Source organism: Actinomadura craniellae (assembly GCF_003289645.1).
GTDB classification, from domain to species: Bacteria; Actinomycetota; Actinomycetes; order Streptosporangiales; family Streptosporangiaceae; genus Actinomadura_D; species Actinomadura_D craniellae.
The window spans coordinates 1-22,844 of the sequence record NZ_QLYX01000017.1; the positions used below are offsets into that span (position 1 = coordinate 1).

25 protein-coding genes are annotated in these 22,844 nt (G+C 73.2%); 13 read left to right on the forward strand and 12 right to left on the reverse strand.

The annotated features are described in order from the left end of the window. Positions 1–149: 149 nt before the first annotated feature. Positions 150–335 (reverse strand): hypothetical protein, encoded by a 186-nt coding sequence (locus tag DPM19_RS28650; RefSeq protein ID WP_111871182.1) that lies wholly within the window; start codon positions 333–335, stop codon positions 150–152. 167 nt (positions 336–502) lie between these two features. Between DPM19_RS28650 and DPM19_RS28655 the strand changes: the two genes are divergently transcribed. Together DPM19_RS28655 and DPM19_RS28660 are read left to right on the forward strand one after the other, a co-directional pair. Further along, positions 503–1,156: a response regulator transcription factor gene (locus DPM19_RS28655; protein WP_111871183.1), complete on the forward strand. Its 654-nt coding sequence runs from the start codon at positions 503–505 to the stop codon at positions 1,154–1,156. After that, positions 1,153–2,367, forward strand: coding sequence for a sensor histidine kinase (locus DPM19_RS28660; protein ID WP_111871184.1), 1,215 nt, complete (start codon positions 1,153–1,155; stop codon positions 2,365–2,367). Before DPM19_RS28655 ends, DPM19_RS28660 begins: the two co-directional genes overlap by 4 nt. A gap of 60 nt (positions 2,368–2,427) precedes the next feature. Here DPM19_RS28660 and DPM19_RS28665 read toward each other — a convergent pair whose 3' ends face one another. After that, complete coding sequence (locus DPM19_RS28665; RefSeq protein WP_111871185.1) at positions 2,428–4,065, reverse strand: serine/threonine-protein kinase; 1,638 nt, start codon at positions 4,063–4,065, stop codon at positions 2,428–2,430. A gap of 415 nt (positions 4,066–4,480) precedes the next feature. Here DPM19_RS28665 and DPM19_RS28670 point away from each other — a divergent pair, with 415 nt between their 5' ends. Together DPM19_RS28670 and DPM19_RS28675 are read left to right on the forward strand one after the other, a co-directional pair. After that, a complete protein-coding gene (locus DPM19_RS28670) occupies positions 4,481–4,777 on the forward strand; it encodes a DUF4193 domain-containing protein (protein ID WP_111871186.1) in 297 nt (98 codons plus the stop codon). Between the two features lie 12 nt (positions 4,778–4,789). Then, positions 4,790–5,572 carry a hypothetical protein gene (locus DPM19_RS28675; protein WP_111871187.1) on the forward strand — a complete coding sequence of 261 codons (783 nt, stop codon included), beginning with the start codon at positions 4,790–4,792 and terminating at the stop codon, positions 5,570–5,572. A 28-nt stretch (positions 5,573–5,600) separates the two neighbouring features. On the opposite strand, the gene DPM19_RS28680 is transcribed toward DPM19_RS28675, so the two are convergent. Further along, complete coding sequence (locus DPM19_RS28680) at positions 5,601–5,888, reverse strand: DUF4235 domain-containing protein (RefSeq protein WP_111871188.1); 288 nt, start codon at positions 5,886–5,888, stop codon at positions 5,601–5,603. Positions 5,889–6,026: 138 nt separating this feature from the next. Here DPM19_RS28680 and valS point away from each other — a divergent pair, with 138 nt between their 5' ends. Continuing rightward, positions 6,027–8,543: a valine--tRNA ligase gene (gene valS, locus DPM19_RS28685; protein WP_111871189.1), complete on the forward strand. Its 2,517-nt coding sequence runs from the start codon at positions 6,027–6,029 to the stop codon at positions 8,541–8,543. Positions 8,544–8,561: 18 nt separating this feature from the next. Here the strand turns inward: valS and DPM19_RS28690 are convergent, their stop codons facing one another. From DPM19_RS28690 to DPM19_RS28710, 6 genes are read right to left on the reverse strand one after another with little or no spacing between them, the layout of a single operon-like run. Beyond that, a complete protein-coding gene (locus DPM19_RS28690; RefSeq protein WP_199485338.1) occupies positions 8,562–9,110 on the reverse strand; it encodes a hypothetical protein in 549 nt (182 codons plus the stop codon). A gap of 18 nt (positions 9,111–9,128) precedes the next feature. Then, the gene (locus DPM19_RS28695; RefSeq protein ID WP_158566928.1) at positions 9,129–9,296 is read right to left on the reverse strand and encodes a hypothetical protein; all 168 of its coding nucleotides are present in this window, start codon (positions 9,294–9,296) and stop codon (positions 9,129–9,131) included. After that, entirely contained in the window at positions 9,284–9,865 is a 582-nt protein-coding gene (locus DPM19_RS28700) for a hypothetical protein (protein ID WP_111871191.1), read from the reverse strand. The genes DPM19_RS28695 and DPM19_RS28700 overlap by 13 nt, the downstream gene beginning before the upstream one ends. Continuing rightward, entirely contained in the window at positions 9,862–10,347 is a 486-nt protein-coding gene (locus DPM19_RS28705) for a hypothetical protein (RefSeq protein WP_199485339.1), read from the reverse strand. Before DPM19_RS28705 ends, DPM19_RS28700 begins: the two co-directional genes overlap by 4 nt. Beyond that, positions 10,344–10,883: a MauE/DoxX family redox-associated membrane protein gene (locus DPM19_RS35490; protein ID WP_158566929.1), complete on the reverse strand. Its 540-nt coding sequence runs from the start codon at positions 10,881–10,883 to the stop codon at positions 10,344–10,346. Before DPM19_RS35490 ends, DPM19_RS28705 begins: the two co-directional genes overlap by 4 nt. Next, a complete protein-coding gene (locus tag DPM19_RS28710) occupies positions 10,880–11,584 on the reverse strand; it encodes a hypothetical protein (protein WP_146779031.1) in 705 nt (234 codons plus the stop codon). The genes DPM19_RS35490 and DPM19_RS28710 overlap by 4 nt, the downstream gene beginning before the upstream one ends. A gap of 203 nt (positions 11,585–11,787) precedes the next feature. On the opposite strand from DPM19_RS28710, the gene dut reads away from it, so the two are divergent. Continuing rightward, entirely contained in the window at positions 11,788–12,279 is a 492-nt protein-coding gene (dut, locus tag DPM19_RS28715) for a dUTP diphosphatase (RefSeq protein ID WP_111871193.1), read from the forward strand. Between the two features lie 3 nt (positions 12,280–12,282). Further along, positions 12,283–13,092, forward strand: coding sequence for a DUF3710 domain-containing protein (locus DPM19_RS28720; protein WP_111871194.1), 810 nt, complete (start codon positions 12,283–12,285; stop codon positions 13,090–13,092). A 63-nt stretch (positions 13,093–13,155) separates the two neighbouring features. Here the strand turns inward: DPM19_RS28720 and DPM19_RS28725 are convergent, their stop codons facing one another. Further along, positions 13,156–13,860 (reverse strand): PIG-L deacetylase family protein, encoded by a 705-nt coding sequence (locus DPM19_RS28725; protein WP_111871195.1) that lies wholly within the window; start codon positions 13,858–13,860, stop codon positions 13,156–13,158. A 137-nt stretch (positions 13,861–13,997) separates the two neighbouring features. On the opposite strand from DPM19_RS28725, the gene DPM19_RS28730 reads away from it, so the two are divergent. Further along, positions 13,998–14,390: an OB-fold nucleic acid binding domain-containing protein gene (locus tag DPM19_RS28730; protein WP_111871196.1), complete on the forward strand. Its 393-nt coding sequence runs from the start codon at positions 13,998–14,000 to the stop codon at positions 14,388–14,390. Then, positions 14,387–15,109, forward strand: coding sequence for a DUF3159 domain-containing protein (locus tag DPM19_RS28735; protein WP_233510865.1), 723 nt, complete (start codon positions 14,387–14,389; stop codon positions 15,107–15,109). The genes DPM19_RS28730 and DPM19_RS28735 overlap by 4 nt, the downstream gene beginning before the upstream one ends. Here DPM19_RS28735 and DPM19_RS28740 read toward each other — a convergent pair. Further along, complete coding sequence (locus DPM19_RS28740; RefSeq protein WP_111871197.1) at positions 15,106–15,768, reverse strand: potassium channel family protein; 663 nt, start codon at positions 15,766–15,768, stop codon at positions 15,106–15,108. The genes DPM19_RS28735 and DPM19_RS28740 overlap by 4 nt on opposite strands. Next, positions 15,768–16,433 (reverse strand): potassium channel family protein, encoded by a 666-nt coding sequence (locus DPM19_RS28745; RefSeq protein ID WP_111871198.1) that lies wholly within the window; start codon positions 16,431–16,433, stop codon positions 15,768–15,770. Before DPM19_RS28745 ends, DPM19_RS28740 begins: the two co-directional genes overlap by 1 nt. Before the next feature lie 149 nt (positions 16,434–16,582). Between DPM19_RS28745 and DPM19_RS28750 the strand changes: the two genes are divergently transcribed. The 4 genes from DPM19_RS28750 to DPM19_RS28765 all read left to right on the forward strand — a co-directional run bounded on the left by DPM19_RS28750 (position 16,583) and on the right by DPM19_RS28765 (position 22,794). After that, complete coding sequence (locus DPM19_RS28750; RefSeq protein WP_111871199.1) at positions 16,583–18,631, forward strand: APC family permease; 2,049 nt, start codon at positions 16,583–16,585, stop codon at positions 18,629–18,631. Further along, the gene (locus DPM19_RS28755; protein ID WP_111871200.1) at positions 18,624–19,973 is read left to right on the forward strand and encodes a class I SAM-dependent RNA methyltransferase; all 1,350 of its coding nucleotides are present in this window, start codon (positions 18,624–18,626) and stop codon (positions 19,971–19,973) included. Before DPM19_RS28750 ends, DPM19_RS28755 begins: the two co-directional genes overlap by 8 nt. Positions 19,974–20,147: 174 nt before the next feature. Beyond that, the gene (locus DPM19_RS36850; protein WP_199485340.1) at positions 20,148–21,749 is read left to right on the forward strand and encodes a COG1361 family protein; all 1,602 of its coding nucleotides are present in this window, start codon (positions 20,148–20,150) and stop codon (positions 21,747–21,749) included. Positions 21,750–21,867: 118 nt separating this feature from the next. Continuing rightward, a complete protein-coding gene (locus DPM19_RS28765; RefSeq protein ID WP_111871201.1) occupies positions 21,868–22,794 on the forward strand; it encodes an LLM class F420-dependent oxidoreductase in 927 nt (308 codons plus the stop codon). Positions 22,795–22,844: the final 50 nt, after the last annotated feature.

Consider the following 22,844-nt stretch of genomic DNA (forward strand, 5'->3'; position numbering starts at 1 on the left):
TGGGGCACGAGGACCTCCTACGGGTGCGGAGTGGCTGTGTGGTAGCTCCACACCACACCTGGGAGGTCCTCCCTATTTCAACAACATCCGGCCCGTGTCGCCGTCACCAACGTCCATGAGCAGTACAACTAGCCGCGGGCCGGCCCGGCTCAGGCGGGATCGCAGGCGGGCGGCTCGACCAGACCGATGTCGTGGTTGGCCGCGATCCGGCGAAGTTCGTCGATCTCGGCCTGCCGCACCTCGGCGAGATAGGTGTCACCGGTGACGCGGGCACTGCGCAGTGACGCGTAGGCATCGGTGAGACGCTGCTCGATCTGGCGGGATAGCTCGCCCATGGGCATCCTTCCTGGGCCTAGGGGTAAGCGGCTCCCTACCCAGGCCCGCTGTGGGGATAAACCTCCGAAATAGGTCTTTCCTCGCTTGTGTGGCGAGTCTTACAGGGGCCTTACGCTCGAAATGGCATAACGGTAGTGGCGTTCATCCAGGTGAAAGGGGCCGTGGAGTGCGGGTTCTAGTCGTCGAGGACGAGCGGGTACTCGCCGACGCGATCGCCACCGGCCTGCGCCGGGAGACGCTGGCCGTGGACGTCGCCTACGACGGGGCGGGCGCGCTCGAGCGGGCCACCGTCAACTCCTACGACGTGATCGTGCTCGACCGCGACCTCCCTCGGGTGCACGGCGACGAGGTGTGCCGGCGGCTGGTGGCCGAGCGCACCCCGGCCCGGATCCTGATGCTCACCGCCGCGGGCGAACTGGAGGACCGGGTCACCGGCCTGTCCATCGGGGCCGACGACTACCTGGCCAAGCCGTTCGCCTTCGCCGAGCTGATCGCCCGGGTGCGGGCCCTCGGCCGGCGGGCCGGCACCCCGCTGCCCCCGGTGCTGGAGCGCGCCGGCGTGACGCTCGACCCGGCCCGCCGGGAGGTGCATCGCGACGGCCGCCCCGTCGAACTGACCCGCAAGGAGTTCGCCGTGCTGGAGGTGCTGCTGAGCGCCGACGGCACGGTGGTCAGCTCCGAGCAACTGCTGGAGAAGGCGTGGGACGAGCACATCGACCCGTTCACCAACGTGGTCCGGGTCACGATGATGACCCTCCGCAAGAAACTGGGCGACCCACCGGTGATCGAGACGGTTCCGGGCGTGGGGTACCGGCTTTGACCGGCCCGGCCCGCCCCGGCGAGCATCCCCGCCCCGGCGCCCCCGGCCCGGCGCCCCGCTCCGCCCCGCCGCCGCCGGCGGATCGCCCCCGGGAACTGCTGACCGACCTGCGGAAGCTGCCGAGCCGGATCAGCGTGCGGCTCCGGCTCACCCTGCTCTACGGGCTGCTGTTCTTCCTCGCCGGGGCGCTGCTGCTGTTCGTGACGTACGTGCTGGTCGCCGACATCCTCAGCAACGTCGAGGTGATCGTGCCCGGCGCCTCGGCCGAGCAACTGCACCAGCTCCGGCAGACCTACGTCCACGAGACCATGCAGCAGCTCATCGGCCGCTCGCTGATGGCGCTGGCCGGGATCGGCATCATGGCGCTGGTGCTCGGCTACTTCGTGGCCGACCGGGCGCTGTCGCCACTGCAGCAGGTGACCGCCACGGCCCGCCGGCTGTCCGAGAGCACCCTCCACGAGCGGATCGCCCTGGAGGGGCCGGAGGACGAGATCAAGGAACTGGCCGACACCTTCGACGCCATGCTCGAACGGCTCGGCCACGCCTTCGACTCCCAGAGCCGGTTCGTGGCCAACGCCTCGCACGAGCTGCGCACCCCGCTGGCGATCAACCGCACGCTGCTGGAGGTGGCGCTCGGTGACCCCGAGGCGTCCCAGGACCTCAAGTCGGTCGGCCGCACCCTGCTGGCCACCAACGCCCGCAACGAGCGGCTGATCGAGGGCCTGCTGCTGCTGGCCCGCAGCGAGCGGGAGCTCACCACCCGCATCCCGGTGGACCTGGCCGAGGTCACGGCGACCGCCATGGAGACGCTCGGCGACGACGACGGGAAGCCGGTGATCCATACCGAGCTCACCCCGGCGCCGGCGGTGGGCGACCCGGTGCTGCTGGAGCACATGGCGGGCAACCTGGTCGGCAACGCGCTCAAGCACAACGTCGAGGACGGCGAGGTCTGGGTGCGCACCGGCGAGCTGGACGGGTTCGCCGCGGTCCAGGTGGAGAACACCGGCCCGGTGGTGCCGGCCTACGAGGTCGACCGGCTGTTCGAGCCGTTCCGGCGGCTGCACAACGACCGGGTGGAGTCGGCCAAGGGCGCCGGGCTCGGGCTGTCGATCGTCCGCTCGGTGGTGCGCGCCCACCGCGGCTCCGTCTACGCGGCCCCGCGCCGGGGCGGCGGCCTGGTGGTGACGGTGCGCCTGCCGCTGGCCCGCTGACCCCGGACACGGTACGGGCCGGGCCCCGGAAGAGATCCGCGGCCCGGCCCGATCAGCCCGTCATTCCTTGGTGAGCGTCCCGCTGGCGAGCGGGAGGGAGTCCGACTCGTTGCGGCGCTCCTCGAACCGCAGCGTGGTGCTGCTGATGTAGTAGAAGGTGACGTGGACGTTGATGCAGGTCCCGCTGATGATCGTGACCCGGTAGCTGACCTTGTAGGAGGTGCCGCCCGGCTGGAGCGACATCAGGCCCCGGCAGTCGGAGCCGTTGGAGTAGGTCACCCGGCCGCTGGTCAGGCTGCTGTACATGGTGAACTCGGCGGTCCAGCTCATGGTGGTGCCGCCGGTCTGCAGGCCGCGCCCCTCCCAGGTGCCGCTGAAGTTCGGGTGCACCCCGGAGCCGCCGAACGGGGTGAACGACGGTATGGAGGGCGCGGAGAAGGTGGGGTAGGTCGGGAACGGATCCGGGTCGTCGTCACCCTGGTTGGCCGCGACGGCGACCACCACGACCACCAGCACGAGCAGCAGCACCAGCAGGCAGCCCACCGCGGCGATGACCGGCCCGGTGGAGCCGCCGCCCTGCCGGCCCGGCGGCTGCTGGGGGAAGGGCTGCGGGGTCATCGGCCGCTGCTGGTGCATCGGGGGCGGGGTGGCCGGCCCCTGGTACATGGGCATCGGCTGGGGGGTCATCGGCTGCGGCGGCGGCGTGCTCGGCCCCTGGTACATGGGCATCGGAGGGGGCGTCATCGGCTGCGGCGGCGGGGTCGGGGCCTGCGGCTGCGGCTGCGGCCGCACCGGCGGCGGGGCCGGCAGCTGCGCGGCGATCCGGGTGCCCTGGCCCAGCAGTTCCTCGTGCGCCGGGGCCGGGCTGGCGGGCGCCGCGCCGACATGGCCGAGCAGCTGCAGCAGCAGCTGCGGGGCCTGGGGGCGCTGCCCCGGGTCCTTGTTCAGGCACTGGCCCACGACCTCGCGCAGCGGGCTCTGCAGCGCCGACAGGTCCGGGTCCTTGTTGAGGATGGCGTTGATGATCGCGGGTAGCGCGTCGGCCTCGAACGGCGACTGCCCGGTGGCCGCGAACACCATGGTCGCGCCCCAGGCGAAGATGTCGACCGTCGGCATCAGGGGGGCGCCGGTGAGCTGCTCGGGCGCCAGGTAGCCGGGGGTGCCGACGACCATGCCCGTGGCGGTGACCGCGCTCTCCTGGGAGTTGACCGTGCGGGCGATGCCGAAGTCGACCACCCGGGGCCCGTCGGAGGCGAGCAGCACGTTGTTGGGCTTGAAGTCGCGGTGGACGATGCCGGCCTCGTGGATCGCCGCGAGGGCGGTCACCGTGCCGATGGCGAGCTGTTCGAGCTCGGCCGGGCCCAGCGGACCGTTCTGCGAGATGACGTCGTGCAGCGAGGGGCCGTCGATGAACTCGCTGACGATGTACGGCTTGTCGCCCTGGACGTCGGCCTCGAGGACCCGGGCGGTGCAGAAGGGCGCGACCTTCTGTGCCGCGGAGACCTCCCGGACGAAGCGGGCCCGGGCCGCCGGGTCGGTGGCCATCTGGGCGTGCAGCAGCTTGATGGCGACGTACTCGCCCTGGCGGTCGCGGCCCAGGTAGACGGCGCCCTGGCCCCCTGCACCAAGCCGCCCCAGAACTTCGAACTGCCCCAGTGACCGAGGATCGGTCGGCTCTAGGGGAGCGGCTTCCGGCATGTGACCCCTCCTGCTGTTTTCGGCGCCCCGTCGGCGGGCACGATATCGCGATACTTACGACGTTTCACCGGACTGCCTGGTTCGACTAGTGCTCATTCTGGATTTCGTGGAGATTCCATGGGGCCCGATCCGCGCGTGAGGGGACAGGAGGGGTATGATCCCGCCGCCGCGGGTCTTCTCGGGAGGTCCCGGTCCCGATTCGGTGCGCTTACCTGACAGCGCGTGTGACCTGTACCACATTCGCCGGGATTGGTCTGGGTGACGGCTGTCACTGAAGTGACTCGTCGCGCCTTGCGTGTCCGGGGTCACCACCCGTGACAGAATTTCCCGCCCGGATCGGGCACAAGAACGCACTCCCGAGCGTTAGATCCGCGCGACGGGGCGCATATACGAGCAAGGGGGATGGAGATAGAAGATGGCGACCGATTACGACAGCCCACGCAAGACCGACGACGACATCAACGAGGACAGCCTCCAGGAGCTGCAGGCCCGCCGTGCCGACAAGGCGGCCAGCATCATCGACGAGGACCTCGACGCGGGTGAGGTCGCCGAGCTGCCGGGCGCGGACCTGTCCAACGAGGAACTCACCTTCCGGGTGGTTCCGCGGCAGGCCGACGAGTTCACCTGCACGCGCTGCTTCCTCGTGCACCACCGCAGCCAACTGGCCGAGGAGCGTAACGGCCAGCCGGTCTGCCGCGAGTGTGCGGCCTGACCTGGGAGTCCCATGTCAGGTGAGGCGGAACGGAGACCGGCCGACGGTGACGCCGAGGAGATCGGCAGGCTGATCGGCCGGCTGTCCGGCGACGAGAAGATGGACCGGGAGACGCGGGGGCGCCTGCTCGTCCGGCTGGCCCGACTCTTGGGTACGGGCGGCCGGCGGGCGGGCGCCACCGGCCGTGCCGGCGGACGCCGGCTCGCCGACCTGCTGATCGAAGCCGGGCCGCACATCCCGGTCCGCGACCTGGAGACGCTGCGGCGCCACCACCACGGGCTGCTGGGGGAGCAGCTCGCCGACAGCCTGGTCCGGGTCGCCGTCAACAACACCACGCTGGTCGGCGCCGCCGGAGGAGCGCTGTCCGCGGTGCAGTTCACCGCCCCGCCCCTGCTGCTGTCGACTCCCGCCCAGCTCGCGGCCGAGACGCTGGCCCTCGCCGCGATCGAGGTCAAGCTGATCGCCGAGCTGCACGAGGTCTACGGGGTCCAGGTCCCCGGTTCGGTACGGGACCGGGGCACGCTCTTCGTCTCGTCCTGGGCCCGGCAGCGCGGGATCAACCCGCTCGACCCCGGCTCGCTGACCGTGGCCCTGGGCGCCGCCGCCCGGACGGCCATCAGCAGGCGGCTGCTGCGCACCCTCGGCCGCACCATGACCACCATGGGCCCGTTCCTCACCGGGGCGATCGCCGGCGGCGCGCTCAACCGCGCCGCCACCAAGAAACTGGCCGACGTCGTCCGCGCCGACCTGCGCCGGCACCTCGGCCCCGCCCCCGACCGGCGGGCGCTGCCCTGACGCCCGCCGCCGGGCTCCTTCCCTCGGCTCAGACGTCGGCCCGGAAGTGCTCCGGCGCCTTACCGGTGCCCTTGGCCCACTGCCGGGCCGCCGCCCGGGTGGCCAGCAGCCGGGCGACCTCCATGCCCACACCCATCAGGACCGCCCAGGCCAGGGCCTCCCGCAGCGCGACGTCGGGCGACTCGGGGTTGGTCGGCGGCTCCTTGCCGGTGCTCTTCTTCCAGGCGGCGGTGATCGCCTTACGGGCCACCCAGCCGCCCGCGAAGGCCGCCCCCGCGGCCGTGACGCGCCAGCCCATGTCGCCCCTGTCAGCCATCGCTCATCCTCCGCTCACCGCTCCCGCCACCGTCTGCGGCGGGTTCTGATCGACGCTATCGAACAGACCGGCGTGCTCGTTCCCGGACCGCGGGTTAATAAGCACCGGGCCGGGCGCCGTGTCAATACCATGGAGCGCATGACCGGACAGCCGCGTACCCCACAGGTCCCCGCCAAGCCCTCGCTCGACGGCCTGGAGAGCACCTGGGTACGCCGCTGGGACGCCGACGGGGTCCACCGCTTCGACCGCACCCGGCCGCGCGCGGAGGTCTACTCGATCGACACGCCACCGCCGACGGTCAGCGGCTCCCTGCACGTCGGCCACGTTTTTTCCTACACCCACACCGACACCGTCGCCCGCTTCCACCGGATGCGCGGCCGCGCGGTCTTCTACCCGATGGGCTGGGACGACAACGGCCTGCCGACCGAGCGCCGGGTGCAGAACTTCTTCGGAGTGCGCTGCGACCCGTCCCTGCCCTACGACCCCGGCTTCGAGCCGCCGGCCGAGCCCGACCCCCGGCGCCAGCTCCCGGTGAGCCGGCGCAACTTCATCGAGCTGTGCGAGCGGCTCACCGCGGTCGACGAGCGGGCGTTCGAGGAGATGTGGCGCCGCATCGGCCTGTCGGTCGACTGGGACCACCTCTACACCACCATCGGCGACCGCGCCCGGGCCGCCTCGCAGCGGGCGTTCCTGCGCAACCTGGCCCGCGGTGAGGCGTACCTCGCCGAGGCGCCCACCCTGTGGGACGTCACCTTCCGCACCGCCGTCGCCCAGGCCGAACTGGAGGACCGCGACCACGCCGGCGCCTTCCACCGGATCCGGTTCGACGCCGGCGAGCGGCCGGTGTACGTCGAGACCACCCGGCCGGAACTGCTGCCCGCCTGCGTCGCGCTGGTCACCCACCCCGACGACGAGCGCTACCGGGAACTGGTCGGCCGCACCGCCCGCACCCCCGTGTTCGGCGTCGAGGTGCCGATCCTCGCCCACCGGCTGGCCGACCCCGACAAGGGGTCCGGCCTGGTGATGGTCTGCACCTTCGGCGACGTCAACGACGTCGTCTGGTGGCGCGAGCTCGACCTGCCCACCCGGCCGGTCCTCGGCCGCGACGGGCGGCTGCTGCCCGACCCCCCGGCGGACGTCCCGGCCGGGCCGTACTCCCGGCTCGCGGGCAAGACCGTCTTCTCGGCCAAGGAGGCCATGGTCGAGCTGCTGCGCGAGTCGGGCGACCTCGACGACGACCCGCGCCCGGTCACCCGGCCGGTGAAGTTCTACGAGAAGGGGAACAAGCCGCTCGAGATCGTGACCACCCGCCAGTGGTACCTGCGCAACGGGGGCCGCGACACCGACCTGCGGGACGCGCTGCTGGAACGCGGCCGGGAACTGCACTGGCACCCGCCGTACATGCGGGCCCGGTACGAGAACTGGGTGGCCGGGCTGGCCGGCGACTGGCTCGTCTCCCGGCAGCGGTTCTTCGGCGTGCCGATCCCGGTCTGGTACCCGCTGGACGACTCCGGCGAGCCCGTCCACGACCGGCCGATCACGCCGGCCGAGGCGCTGCTGCCGGTCGACCCGTCCTCGGACGTCCCGCCCGGGTACACCGAGGAGCAGCGGGGCCGGCCGGGCGGCTTCGTCGGCGACCCCGACGTCATGGACACCTGGGCCACCTCCTCGCTGACCCCGCAGATCGCGGGCGGCTGGGAGCGGGACCCCGACCTGTTCGGCCGGGTCTTCCCCTACGACCTGCGGCCGCAGGCGCACGACATCATCCGGACCTGGCTGTTCTCGACCGTCGTCCGCGCGCACGCCGAGCACGGCACGGTGCCGTGGACCGACGTTGCGCTGTCGGGCTGGATCCTCGACCCCGACCGCAAGAAGATGTCCAAGTCCAAGGGCAACGTGGTCACCCCGATCGCGCTGCTGGAGGAGTACGGCTCCGACGCGGTGCGGTACTGGGCGGCCAGCGGGCGGCCGGGCACCGACACCGCCTTCGACACCGGCCAGATCAAGATCGGCCGGCGGCTGGCCATCAAGATCCTCAACGCCTCGAAGTTCGTCCTCGGGCTGGGCGGGGTCCGGGCCGGGACGGTCACCGAACCGCTCGACCTGGCCATGCTCGCCGGGCTGGCCGACGTGGTCGACGAGACCACCCGGGCGTTCGAGGGCTACGACTACACCCGGGCACTGGAGCGGACCGAACGGTTCTTCTGGGAGTTCTGCGACGACTACCTGGAACTGGTCAAGCAGCGCGCCTACGGCGAGGGGGCCGGCGCGGAGTCCGCGCGGGTCGCGCTGCACACCGCGCTGTCGGTGCTGCTGCGGCTGTTCGCCCCGTTCCTGCCGTTCGTCACCGAAGAGGTGTGGTCCTGGTGGCAGGAGGGCTCGGTGCACCGGGCCGCCTGGCCCGAACCGGGCGAGCTGCCCGCCGGCGGCGACCCCGCGGTTCTCGCGGCCACCGCCGACGCGCTCCGGCAGATCCGCAAGGCCAAGTCCGAGGCCAGGGTCTCCATGCGCGCCGTGGTCTCCCACGCCCGGGTCAGCGGAGCCCGGGCCCGGGGGGTCGTCCCGACCGACCTCAACGCGGCGGGCCACATCGCCGAACTCGACCTCGACACCACCCCCGACCCCGACTTCACCGTCGAGGTCACGCTCGCCTGAGGTCGGCTCATCCGATCCTCAGCTCAGGGGGAGTACCGCCAGGGCGGTGAGGGCCGCGGCGTTCCTGATCCAGGGCAGCCGGGCGGCGACCCGGGCGGCCCGGGCCGGGTCGCGGGAGGCGAGGGCGAGGCCGGCGCTGAGCGCCCGGCCCAGGCCGAAGGCGGCCCCGGCGAGCAGCGTCGCGACCAGGCCCGGCCCGGCCAGGAGCAGGCCGAGCGCCAGGACGTACGGTGCGGTCGCGGAGACGTAGGTGCGCAGCCCGGTGCCCAGCTCGAACCCGAACCGGAGCGCGCCCCGCCGGGCCCGGCGGGCCAGCACCTCCGGCGGGATCTGCCGGGCGTTCTGCGGCAGCGGGACGCGCACCAGGCCCAGCTCGCGCAGCACGCCCACCGCGGCGAGGGCGAGGAGACCGGCCGTGCGGGCGGCGGGCGGCAGCGGCGCGGTCAGCCCGGACAGCAGCCAGATCCCCGCGCCGGTGAGCGTGCCCCCGAGCAGCAGCCCGAGGGTGAAGACGGCCAGGACGTCGCCCTGCCGTATCCGGCCCCGCCAACCTGGCGAGAACAGCACGGATTCGCTGTTACGCGTTCAAACCGAGCCGGACAGGGCGTACCCGGCCAGCGCCCCGACCGCGGCCCAGCCCAGCACCCGGTGCTCCAGGGCCACGGCGGCCACCGCCAGCAGGGCGAGCACGGGCACCGGCAGCAGCGGTTCGGACAACCTCCGGCGGGCCCGGCCGGCGGTCAGTTCCGGCATGCCACCGGCCACCGGCAGATCGTGCGGTAGTAGGCGCCGCTCCGGCCGCGCTTCCACCCGTCGTGGCAGCGCCAGGTGATCGAGCGGCTGCACCGCCCGCACCGGCGGCCGTACGCCCACCGCCAGCCGTCCCAGCCCCGGCCGTGGCAGGTGCCGGGCCGCAGCCGGTACCGGTCCCCGGACTTGCTGGAGTGGTGGAACCCCCGGCGGGGGCCGTCCTGCCGGCAGCAGTCGGCGCACACCAGGCTGGGCCCGCAGCCGGGCGAGCAGTCGTGCCCGGCGGCGTAGGAGGGGCAGCGCCAGTAGATGTCGTAGAAACCGGTCAGGCCGTCCGGGCCGTCCCACAGGCTGTAGCCCGCGGCCAGCGCCTGCCGGGCGGGCGGGAGGACACCGAGCACGGCCAGCCCCAGCGAGCCTCCGGCGGCGACCAGGCCACCGAGCACCGCCCGGCGTCCCGGCCGCAGCGTCCCGCGCTCCGCCGGGCCCCGCCGCCGCACCCGGTCCGCCCCCTCGGGGCGCGGTCCCGTCAGCGGCGGGATGTCGTCGAGCCGTAGTCCGGACTCGCTCACCCCGGAACCCCGGCGGCGGACGGGGCCGTCTCCCGGGCCCGCACCCGGTCGAGGAAGGAGCGCAGCGCGGCGGGGGAGCCGACGGGCTCGGCGCCCAGGACACGGCCCGTGCCGCCGACGACGACCGCGAACGGGGTGGCGGGGATCCGGTAGGCGTCGAAGAGTTCGGGCTCCCCGGCCAGCACCGGGATCCCGGCCACCGGCGCGGGCCCGGCGAAGATCGCCCGCACCGGTGTGCCGTCGATCCGCTCGGCCGCCGCCAGCACCTCGGGGCAGGAACCGCAGTCGGCGTCGAGGAAGAGCAGCAGGCCGGGGCCGAGCCGGTCGAAGGCCGGGGCGGAACCGCCCGGCGGCGGGCCCAGGGTGGCCGGCCGGCCCCCGGAGCCCAGCGCGTGCACCTGCCGGACCAGCCCGGCGACCACCAGGCTCAGCAGAAGAATCGCCGTCCACGACAGCAGCAGCGCGCTGATCTGGAAACTCATGTCGCCCTCCCCGTGCTCGTGACGTCGTTCATGGAGTTGTTCATGGCGTGCGGAAGCGTCCACAGCAGGACTGCCAGGGAAACCCCCGCGAGCAGGGCCACCGGCGTCTCCGGGCCCCAGCCGGGCGGCCGGGCCGCTCCGACCGCGGCCAGGGCGGCCAGCGCGCCCGCCCGTCCCACCACCCAGCCGGTCAGCGGGGTGCCGGCGGGCCCGCAGCCGCAGGGCGGAGCGGGCCGGCCGGCCCGGGCCAGCACCAGCGCCCCGTACAGCGCATACGCCACCAGAAGGACGGCCGCCGCCGCCAGAGCCACCCGGAGCAGCCCCGGCCGATCGGCCCAGGCGGCGCCCAGCACCCCCAGCAGGGCCTCCGCGGCGGTCGCCGCCGCCGCCACCGGCCGGGCCCGCCGGCCGGGCAGCACCCGGTGGGCGCGCAGCGCCGCCGGCAGCGCCCCCGGCCGGCCCAGCCGTCCCGCCGCCGCGCCGAGCAGCACCAGCGGCACGGTCACCGCGGCGATCTGGCCGAGGAGCGCGATCACGCGGGGGCCGCCTCGACGTTCAGGCCCGCCAGCCGGTCGGGCACCTCCGCGGCGTGTTCCTCGTCCGGTGGCAGCACCGTGACCAGCGCGGTGTCCGTCGCCAGCACGAAGTAGACGCCCTGGTCCTCGACCTCGTCCCGGAACAGCTCGCCGCTCGCCAGCCGGGCGCCGGGCCAGGGCGGCAGTTGCCGGGCGGTCCGCTCGGTGAGCGGGCTGATCTCCAGCAGCCCGACCTCGGGGACCTCCTTCACCAGCGCGGCAGGCTCGGCGAGGGCGGCCCGGCGGGCGGGCGAGAGGGTGACTCCGTCGGTGTGCTCGGCGGGCCGGAGCAGGTCGAACAGCGCGACGGCGTCGGCGGCCCGGGCGTGGTACAGGTGGGTGAAGGCGGCGTGCTCGCGGCCCTCCCACACCGCCGCCAGCACCTGCTCGGCCAGGCCGGCGCGGCTGTCGCGGACGGTGGTCCGGCCGATCCGCAGCCGCCCGTCGCGCACCCGGAACTCCTCGTCGAAGGACCGGACGCCGAGGTCGGCGGCCCAGGCCAGCGCGGAGCCCCGGGCCCCGCCGTGGACCTCGTGCATCCGGCCCGCGGCGGCGATCCGGGCCACGCAGGTGTAGGGGCGTCCCAGGTCGAGGGCGCCGGCCAGGCTGATGCGGGTCCCGTCGAGGGTCCGGTGCACGATTCGTCGTACTGATCCGACCACCGTGCCAGCGTGGCCACCCGCACCGCGGTGGCCGAGCCGCCGGGCGGGAGGCAGGCCGAGGCTTTGCCGGGCGCATAACCCGGATTGTTCAGCCTGCCCGGACCGGTCATCGCCGTGCAACGGGTAAGGTCGCGCATCGTGAACCGTTCGCCGCTGACCACGTCCCCGTCCCGGCCCGCCCCCTCCTACCGGGAGGTGAACCGGTGACCGAGAAGGTCGACGTTCTGCTGCTGCGGCTCGACCCGGAACTGCCACCTCCTTCCTACGCCCACCCCGGTGACGCCGGCGCCGACCTGGTCACGGCCGTCGACGTGGTGCTGCCCCCGGGGGAGCGGGCGGTGGTGCCCACCGGCATCGCGATCGCCCTGCCGGACGGCTACGCGGCCTTCATTCACCCCCGCTCCGGTTTGGGCGCTAAGTTGGGGGTGACGCTCGTCAACGCGCCGGGCACGGTCGACGCCGGCTATCGCGGCGAGATCAAGGTGACCTTGCTCAACACCGACATCCGCGAGACCGTACGGCTGCGGCGCGGTGACCGCGTCGCGCAGATGGTCGTCCAGCGGGTCGGGCACGCGGTGTTCCACGAGGTCGAGGCGTTGCCCGGGTCGGCTCGGGGCGCAGCCGGTTTCGGCTCCACCGGAGGACTGTCCGCCGCCGGGGCGGCCAGTGAGCACAACAGCGAAGAAGGAGCGTGAATCGTGGGCTTTCGACGTCGTCGTGAGGCCGAGGCGCCCGACGAGAACCTCGAACCGACCGACGAGCAGTCGGACGAGGTCGAGGAGACCGAAGAGGTCGCCGCCGTCGAGGGCGGGCCGTGGGACTCCGAGGACGCCTACCCCGAGATGCAGCGGCTCGACTTCGGCGCGTTCCAGGTACCGGTCGCGCAGGGGCTGGGCTTCCAGGTCAACTTCGAGGCCACCGAGGTCGACGAGGAGGGCAACCCGGTGAACGGGCGGCCCGTCGCCGTGCTGGTGCAGCACAGCGAGAGCATGCTCCAGATCCAGGCCTTCGCCGCGCCCAAGCGCAGCGGCATCTGGGCCGAGATCCGGCGCGAGACCTCACAGGAGATCGTGGAGCAGGGCGGCGGGCAGGTCCAGGACGAGGAGGGGCCGTTCGGCCCCGAACTGCTGGCGATGATCCCGGCCCCGCTCACCCCGGAGGTCCTGGAGCAGATGCCGCCGGAACTGCGCGAGCAGATCCCGGCCGAGTTCATCGAGCAGGGCTGGGCTCCGCAGATCATCCGGTTCCTCGGGGTCGACGGGCCGCGCTGGTTCCTCCAGGGTGTGGTGCAGGGCGCGGCCATCGAGGACGAGGAGCAGTGGCAGGTCCTGGAGGACGTGTTCCGCAACATCGTGGTGAACCGCGGCGAGCAGCCGATGCCGCCCCGGGAGCTGCTGGAGCTGACCCTGCCGCAGGAGTTCACCGAGGGCGCCGAGGCCGAGGAGGAAGAGGCCGAGGAGATGCTCGACCCGTTCGAGCGCGGCCCGGAGATCACCGAGGTCCGCTGAGGCTCCGCACGCCGGCCGGCACACCCTCGCGGGCGTGCCGGCCGTGGTGTCCCACCGGGCGTCTCACAGCTCGATCAGCTCGAACGGCATGGCGTGGGTGATCCCCACCCGGCTGCCGGTGCCCGCCGCGATCCCGGTGAGGAAGGCGTCCGGGTCGAAGTCCTGGCCCAGGTTCTCGAAGTAGATCCGGTGCGCTCGCAGCGACGCGACGCCCGCCGCCAGGTGGCCGGTCACGTCGACGTAGTGGCCCGCGGCCGGCGAGTTCGCGAAGAGCGCGAACCGCACCCCCTGCCAGGGCTCCTCGGCGAGGTCGCGGAAGACCCACCGGTTGGCGGCGTCGCGGACCGCGTCGGCGACCGCCAGGCCGAGCACCCGGTGGTCGGCCATGTTGAAGCCCTGCCCGCCCGCCCAGGTCTCGCGGAAGTTGAGCGACACGACGACGTCCGGCCGGTGCCGCCGGATCGCCCGGGCCAGGTCGCGGCGGAGCGGCAGCCCGTATTCGAGCATCCCGTCCGGGTGGTCCAGGAACTCCACCGTCTCGACGCCCACCAGGCGGGCCGCGGCCACCTGCTCCTCGGCCCGGATCCGGGCCACCTCGGCCGGGTCCATCGAGTCGATCCCGGCCTCGCCGCGGGTGGCCAGCAGCTGGACGACCTCCTTGCCTGCCGCGGTCCAGCGGGCGATGGCCGCCGACGCGCCGTACTCGAGATCGTCGGGGTGGGCCACGATGGTCAGCGCGCGCTGCCAGTCCTCAGGTACGGGTTCCATGGGAGCAAGCTAGCTGGCCCGCCTCGGGCATCGTGCAGTACCCACCGGTATCCCCATGATCGGTGTAGTGGGGACAGACGTCACTTGCCGGAAACCGGACGCTTTCATGGGGCGAGGCATGCCCTACGCTTCGAACCATGGACGAGGAGCCGGCGACATCGGCGCCGAGCGGCGGCCTGCGGCGATTCCTGCGCAGGTTCACCTCCAGCAAGGCCGAACAGGAAGCCGCCGACCTGCAGGAGACCGCCGACCGCGAGGGGGCGACCCCGATCGTGGCCTGCGGGGAACGCAAGCGGGTTCGCGTGGCCGGTACGCTACGTACGGTGACGTTGCGCCCCCGGGGCGGAGCCCCCGCGCTGGAGGCCGAACTCTACGACGGCACCGACGTGATCAACCTGGTCTGGCTCGGCCGGCGTAAGATCGCCGGAATCGAGCCGGGACGCCGGCTCAGCGCCGAGGCGCTGGTCAGCGTGCAGGACGGTCGCAAAGTCATGTTCAACCCCCGCTACGAGCTGAGAGGCGGCGCGTGAGCGACCGTTCCGACACCGCCGCGTCCGGCGAGACCGCCCGGGCCGAGGCCCGCGCGCACGACACCGTGGAAGCGGTGGTGCGCACCCAGCTGAGCCGGGCCCTGGGCGGGGTCCGCGGCATGATCGAGGCCGCGGTGCCCACCATCGGCTTCACCACGACGTACGTGATCACCAAGGAGCTGCGGCTCGCCCTGGGGGTCGGCGTCGCGTCTGCGGTGCTGCTGCTGATCGTCCGGGTGGTCCAGCGCTCGACCCCCCAGTTCGTGCTGAACAGCCTGTTCGGCATCGCCGTCGCGGCGTTCTTCGCGCTGCGCTCGGGCAACGCGGCCGACGCGTTCCTGCCCGGCATCCTCTACAACGCCGGCTACGCGGTCGCGATGGTCTTCTCGATCCTGATTCGCTGGCCGGTCGTGGGCTTCATGATCGGTTCGGTCACCGGCGACCCCACGGCCTGGCGGTCCGATCCGGGCATCGTCCGGCTCTGCTCCCGGCTGACCTGGCTGCTGGTACTGCCCTGCGCGCTGCGGGTGGCCGTGCAGTACCCGCTCTACCTCGCCGGGGAGAGCGCGGTCGGCTGGCTGGGCACGTCGAAGATCGTCCTGGGCTGGCCGCTCCAGGTGGCCTCGCTGGCCGCGATGGTCTGGCTGCTCGCGCGCGGCCGGACCCCGCTGGTGCGGCAGGGCCCGGACACCGGCTCCGGGAACTCCCCGGCGTCCTAGCGGCGGGACGACAGCAGGTCCGCCAGTTCCTCCTCGACGTCCTGGACGGCGACGAACATCAGCTCGTCCCCGGCCTCCAGGGTGTCGTCGGCGGTCGGCACCAGCACCCGCCCCTCCCGCAGGATCGCCACCAGGGCGGTGTCGCGGGGCCAGGCCACCGAGCCGACCCGGCTGCCGGACAGCGGGGCGTCCTCGGGCAGGGTGAGCTCGACCAGGTTGGCCTCGCCCTGGCGGAACGTCATCAGCCGGACCAGGTCACCGACGCTCACCGCCTCCTCCACCAGCGCCGACAGCAGGCGCGGGGTGGAGACGGCGACGTCCACCCCCCACGACTCGTTGAACAGCCACTCGTTCTTGGGGTGGTTGATCCGGGCGACCACCCGCGGCACCCCGTACTCGGTCTTGGCCAGCAGCGAGACCACCAGGTTGACCTTGTCGTCGCCGCTGGAGGCCACCACCACCTGGCAGCGCTGCAGCGCCGCGTCGTCGAGGGAGGCGATCTCGCAGGCGTCGGCCAGCAGCCACTCGGCCCGGGGGACCACCTCGACCTTGATGGCCTTGGGGTCCTTGTCGATCAGCAGGACCTCGTGGCCGTTCTCCAGCAGTTCCTGGGCGATGGAGCGGCCTACCGCCCCGGCCCCCGCGATGGCGACCCTCATCACTCGTCCCCCTCGAATCGGGCGGCCACGGCCTGGTTGATGCGCTGCATGTCGTCGGCGCGGGCCATCACGTGCACGAGGTCGCCGTCCTGGATCACCGTCTCGGGGGTCGGCACCACCGCCTCGCCCATCCGGGACAGGTAGGCGACCCGGGTGCGTACCGCCTCCTCCAGCGCGGTCACCTTGGAGCCGATCCAGGAGGCGTCGACGTGCAGCTCGGCCAGCACCACCGCGCCGGTCGGGTCGCGCCACTGCGGCTCGTGCCCCTCCGGCAGCAGCCGCCGCAGCATCTGGTCGGCGGTCCACCGCACCGTCGCCACGGTCGGGATGCCCAGCCGCTGGTAGACCTCGGCCCGCCGGGGGTCGTAGATGCGGGCGACGACGTTGTCGATGCCGAACGTCTCCCGGGCGACCCGAGCCGAGATGATGTTGGAGTTGTCGCCGCTGCTCACGGCGACGAAGGCGGACGCCCGCTCGATGTCGGCCTCGACCAGGACGTCGCGGTCGAAGCCGAACCCGGTGACACGGCGGCCCTTGAACCCGCCGCGCAGCCGACGGAAGGACTCGGGGCTCTGGTCGATGATGGCCACCGAATGCCCCTTGTCCTCCAGGATGTGCGCCAGCGTCGAACCGACGCGCCCGCACCCCATGATCACGATATGCACGGACCCGCTTCCTCCCGATGTCGTGGATCGATCCCCATTGATGATCCTTGACGGTCCGAACCTACACATCCACCGTGACCAGTCTTACCCCCCACCAAGAGGGGATGCGACGGACAGGCCGCTGACCGGCGGGGACTAGAGTCTGCGACGTGTCGAAGGCTCCGGACCTCGTCAAGAGGCTCATGCTCGGTAGGGCGCTGCGCAGCACCGAGGCGCACGAGCAGCTGCTGCCCAAGCGGATCGCCCTCCCGGTCTTCGCCAGCGACGCGCTGTCCTCGGTGGCGTACGCGCCGCAGGAGATCCTGGTCACCCTGGGCATCGCCGGCCTGGCGGCCTACCACTTCACCCCGTGGGTGGGGCTCGCGGTCGTGGTGGTGCTGCTGACCGTGGTGGCCTCCTACCGGCAGAACGTCCGCGCCTACACCAGCGGCGGCGGCGACTTCGAGGTGGCCACCGAGAACCTGGGCGGCAACTGGGGCGTGGTGGTGGCGAGCGCGCTGCTGGTCGACTACACGCTGACGGTGGCCGTGTCGGTGTCCTCGGCCGTCGACAACCTCGGCGCCTTCGTCGAACCGCTGAAAGAGCACCAGGTGCTCGGCGCCATCGTCATCGTGGTGATCCTCACCGTGCTGAACCTGCGCGGGCTGAAGGAGTCGGGCATCGCCTTCGCCATCCCGACCTACCTGTTCATGTTCGGCATTTTCAGCATGATGGTGTGGGGGTTCATCCGGCTGCTGCTCGGCGACGACCTGCGGGCCGAGACCGCCGGGCTCGAGGTCCGCGGCGAGGAGATGGGCCTGGCCGGGTTCGCCCTGGTCTTCTTGCTGATGCGGGCGTTCGCGTCCGGCTGTGCGGCGCTGACGGGCGTCGAGGCGATCAGCAACGGGGTCCCGGCGTTCAGGAAGCCCAAGGGGCCGAACGCCGCCGCCACGCTGCTCATGCTCGGCGTGATCGCCGTGACGATGTTCAGCGGCGTGACCGCCCTGGCCTACATCACGGACGCCAAGTTCGCCGACCCCGGCCACGGCAGCCACCTGTACGACCCGGCCACCGGCCAGGAGGTCCTACACCAGGACCCGGTGGTCGCCCAGGTGGCCCAGACCGTCTTCGACAACTTCCCGCCGATGTTCTTCTACGTCACGCTGATGACGGCGCTGATCCTGGTGCTGGCGGCCAACACCGCCTACAACGGGTTCCCGGTGCTCGCCTCGGTGCTGGCGCAGAACCGCTACCTGCCCCGGCAGCTGCACACCCGGGGCGACCGGCTGGCCTTCAGCAACGGCATCATCATCCTGGCCACCGCGGCGGGGCTGCTGATCTACGCCTACGACGCCGAGGTCAGCAAGCTGATCCAGCTGTACATCCTGGGCGTCTTCGTCTCGTTCACGGTGAGCCAGACCGGCATGGTCCGGCACTGGAACCGGCTGCTGCGCACCGAGACCGACACCGTCCGGCGCCGCGAGATGGTGCGTGCCCGGGCCATCAACACGTTCGGCCTGCTGCTGACCGGCACGGTGCTGGTCGTCGTGCTGGTCACCAAGTTCACGCACGGCGCCTACATCGTCTGCATCGCGATGCCCGTGCTGTACGCGCTGATGAAGTCGATCCGCCGGCACTACGACCGGGTCGCGGTGGAACTGGTGCCCACCGGCGAGGACGTCACGTTGCCGGCCCGCAACCACGCCATCGTGCTGGTCTCCCAGATCCACAAGCCCACCCTGCGCGCCCTGGCCTACGCCCGGGCCACCCGGCCCTCCACCCTGGAGGCGATCACCGTGGCGGTGGACTCCACCGAGTCGGGACGGCTCCAGGACGAGTGGGAGGACCTCGACCTGCCGGTCCCGCTGAAGATCCTCGACTCGCCGTACCGCGAGATCACCCGGCCGGTGCTGGAGTACGTCAAGAGCGTGCGGCGGCGCAGCCCGCGCGACGTGGTGACCGTGTTCATCCCCGAGTACGTGGTGGGCCACTGGTGGGAGCACCTGCTGCACAACCAGAGCGCGCTGCGGCTCAAGGGCCGGCTGCTGTTCCAGCCCGGCGTGATGGTGACCAGCGTGCCCTGGCAGCTCCGCTCGTCCGACCGGCTCAAGGGCCGCCCCGAGCCGCGGGGGCCGGGAGCGGTCCGGCGCCCGCCCCGGCGTCCCCCGGGCGGGGACCAGGGGAGCGCGGACGGCGGTATCGTTGCCAAGCGTGACTGAACGCACCCCCACCACGACCGCTGATCTGCTGGAACTCGAGATCGGGCCCGTCGCCCACGGAGGGTGGTGCGTCGCCCGGCACGAGGGCCGGGTGGTGTTCGTCCGGCACGCGCTGCCGGGCGAGCGCGTGCGCGCCCGGGTGACCGAGGAGAGCAAGAGCTTCCTGCGCGCCGACGCGGTGGAGATCATCGAGGCGTCCCCCGACCGGGTGGAGCCGCCCTGCCCGTTCGCCGGGCCCGGCCGGTGCGGCGGCTGCGACTGGCAGCACGCCTCGCTGCCCGCCCAGCGCCGGCTCAAGGCCGCGGTGGTCGAGGAGCAGCTGCGCCGGCTGGCCGGCATCGAGCGCACGGTCCTGGTCGAGGAGATCCCCATTCCCTACGTGGAGGGGCTGGAGAACGCCCCGGTGGTCGGGCCCGGGCTGGGCTGGCGCACCCGGGTGCAGTACGCGGTGCGCGGCGACGGCGGGGTGGGGCTGCGCCGGCACCGGTCGCACTCGATCGAGCCGATCGACGAGTGCCTGATCGCGCACCCCGGGGTCGAGGAGATGGGCATCGAGCGCAAGCGCTGGCCCGGCGCCTCCGGGGTGGAGGGCATCGTCTCGGCCGGCACTGGCGACCGCCTGGTGGTGCTGTCGGAGCGGCGCGGCCGGGACCGGCGGCCGGTCCGGGTGCCCCGGCTGGACGTTCCGGTCCGGTTGGTCCGCGGCCGGGCCGAGCCGGGCCGCGCCCTCCCGTTCGTCCGCGAGGAGGTGGCCGGGCGGCTGTGGCAGGTCAGCGGCAGCGGGTTCTGGCAGGTGCACCCCGGCGCCGCCCAGGTCCTGGCCGATGGGTTGCTGGACGCGCTGGAGCCCCGGCCCGGCGAGATCGTCGTCGACCTCTACTGCGGGGTCGGGCTGTTCGCCGGGGTGCTGGGTGAGCGGGTCGGCCGGAACGGGCTGGTCGTCGGGATCGAGTCCGACGGGCAGGCGGTCCGCGACGCCCGGTTCAACCTGCGCGACCTGCCGCAGGTGTCGGTCGAGCGCGGCCGGGTCGAGGAGGTCCTCGACGGGCTGGAGTTCGCCCGCCGCGACCACGGCGGCCGGCGCGCCTCCGGAAGCCTGATGCACCAGGCCGACCTCGTGGTGCTCGACCCGCCCCGGTCCGGAGCCGGCCGCGAGGTGGTCGACCGGATCGCCGGGCTCGCCGGACGCAAGATCGGTTACGTGTCCTGCGATCCGGCCACCCTCGCCCGCGACCTGGGCTACTTCGGCGAGCGTGGCTGGACCGTGGAGTCGCTGCGCGCCTTCGACGCCTTCCCCATGACCCACCATGTGGAGATGCTGGCGACCCTGGTCCGGGGGTAGCGGGCCGGGCGCCTCGCCCAAGCGTTCTCGCCCGCCGCTCGATGGCCCTCCATCGAGGCGGACATTTGATTACGTTCCGTGGTGACACGCGTGCGCTGTGCTGGCGGATCATGCCGGGGCCCATTAGAACGGTGACCCGACGCAATCGCTCCGCCAGGTCACGAGGGGACCGCAATGATCCGCACAGCCAGCCGCCGGACCGGCGCCCGTGCCGCCGTCGTGGCGACGACGATGGCGTTCTCGGGGATTCCGCTGCTCGGTGCCGTCGTGCCGGCCCTGGCCGACGGCCCGGTCATCGTGCAGCCCAAACGCCAGTACGCGCCGCGGCCGGCCGCTCCGCCGCCCCGGCGGGCCAGGCCCGCTCGGCCGGCCAAGAAGGCTCGCCCGGGCAGGCCGGGCAAGCCGGGCAAGCCGGGGAAGCCCGACAGGCCGGGGAAGCCGGGCCGGCCGGGGAAGCCGGGCCGGCCCGGCACGAAGGTCCGCCCGCCCGGCCTGGGGCTGGACCTCACCGGCCCCACGTCCCCCGTGGTCCCCGGCAAGGTCTACGGCTGGCCGTACGCGGTGACCAACACGGGCGGCGTGCCGCTGGGCCAGGTGGTGCTCTCGACCCCGCTGGGCAAGGGCCTGGAGTTCGTCTCCGCGGGGCAGAACTGCTCCTTCCGGGACGGGGCGGCCGTCTGCCAGCTCGGCCCGCTGAAGCCGGGCGAGACCACGAAGGGCACGATCACCACCAAGGTGTCCGACACCGCGCGGCCGGGCACGCCGATCGTCGCTCCCGCCGCGACCGCGACATCGGGCAAGGTCAAGACCACCAAGTCCGTCCCGGAGGTGCAGGTGGCGGAGATCGCGGACGTGGCCGTGACGAAGACCGGCCCCGGCCGGACGCCTCCCGGCGGGCGGGCGGAGTACGTGGTCACCGTGCGCAACGTCGGCCGGTCCATCGCGCGGGACGTGGTGCTCACCGGCGCCGTCCGGTCCGCGGCACCGATCAAGATGCTGCGGTCGGCCTCCGGTTGCGTGGCCGCCTGGCCCGACGCGACGGCGGAGGGCGGGTCCGCGCCGGGCCCGGACGCCCAGCCCGGGGCCCTGCCCGATGCGCCGGCCGGCACCGGGACGGGCCCGGCCGGCGGCAAGCCCGCGGCACGCCCCGGCCGGGTGCGCTGCGAGCTCGGCACGCTGCGGCCCGGCGCGTCGAAGCCGATCGGCCTGGTGTACCGGGTGGGCCGGGCGGCCAGGCCCGGCACGGTGTTCTCGGTCTCGGCCGAGGCGACGACCTCCACCATCGAGACGGACAAGTCCAACAACCAGGCCGACGCCCACACCGAGGTCGTCGCCCCTGGCAGGCCCGCCGGCCCGGCCGGACCGGGCGGCCCGGGCGGCCCCGGCCGGCCGGGCCACGGACCTGGCAGGCCAGGGCCCGGCGCGCCGGGCGGATCCGGGCCGGGCTCCTCGTGCGCACCGGGCACTCCAGGCGGGCCGGGCACTCCAGGCGGGCCGGGCACTCCAGGCGGGCCGGGCGCACCGGGCAGGCCGGGCGGGCCGGGTGCGCCAGGCGGACCTGGCGCCCCAGGTGGCCCGGGCGGCGGACCTGGCAGGCCGGGCGCCCCCTGCGGGCAGCCCCCCGGCGCGCCGGTGTCCCCGCAGCCCCCGATCCGGCGGGAACTGCCCGCCACCGGTTCGAATGTGGGCCTGCTGGCCGACCTCGGCTTGGGCCTGATCGGCTCCGGCCTGATCCTCTACCGCCTGGGCCGGACGAGGAGACGAGCCAGGGCGTGATCCGGGCGCGAGAACGCGTCCGAACCGGCCGGTGAGCATGGGCGACCTGGCCCGACCTGGCTCGTGCGGGCCCGGGGCCGAATTCGGCTTCGGGCCCGCGACGTACCAGGATGGGACCATGCAATTGCGGATCTTCACCGAACCCCAGCAGGGGGCGACCTACGACACGTTGCTGCGTGTCGCCACGGCGACCGAGGAACTGGGTTTCGACGCGTTCTTCCGATCCGACCACTACCTCAAGATGGGCGACATCTCCGGTCTGCCCGGCCCCACCGACGCCTGGGTCACGCTCGCCGCGCTGGCCCGGGAGACCGACCGGATCCGGCTGGGCACGCTGATGACCGCGGCCACGTTCCGGTTGCCCGGCCCGCTGGCCATCTCCGTGGCCCAGGTGGACGAGATGAGCGGCGGCCGGGTGGAGTTCGGGTTCGGCACGGGCTGGTTCGAGGCCGAGCACACCGCCTACGGGATCCCGTTCCCGCCGCTGGGGGAGCGGTTCGAGCGGCTTGAGGAGCAACTGGAGATCCTGACCGGGCTGTGGCGGACCCCCGCCGAGGAGACCTACTCCTTCGACGGCCGGCACTACGCGCTCACCGGCTCGCCCGCGCTGCCCAAGCCGGCCCGGCCGGGCGGCCCACCGGTGATCATCGGTGGTGCCGGCCCCGTCCGGACCCCGCGGCTGGCCGCCCGGTACGCGGCGGAGTTCAACCTGCCGTTCCCCCGGCCGGAGGACGTCGCGCCGGCCTTCGAGCGGGTCGCCGCGGCCTGCGCCGAGATCGGCCGCACCGAGCCGATGACCTATTCGGTCGCCCAGGTGGTCTGCTGCGGCCGGGACGAGGCCGAGCTGCGCCGCCGGGCCGACGCGATCGGCCGCAAGGTCGACGAGCTGCGGGAGAACGGGCTGGCCGGAACGCCGGACGAGCTGGTCGACAAGATCGGCAAGTTCGCCGGAACGGGTTGCGAGCGCGTCTACCTGCAGGTCCTGGACCTGTCCGACCTCGACCACCTGGAACTGCTGGCGGCCGAGGTGCTGCCGCAGGTCTGACGCAGGTCTGGCGCGGATCCGACGCGGGTCTGCCGCGGGTTTGGCGGGCG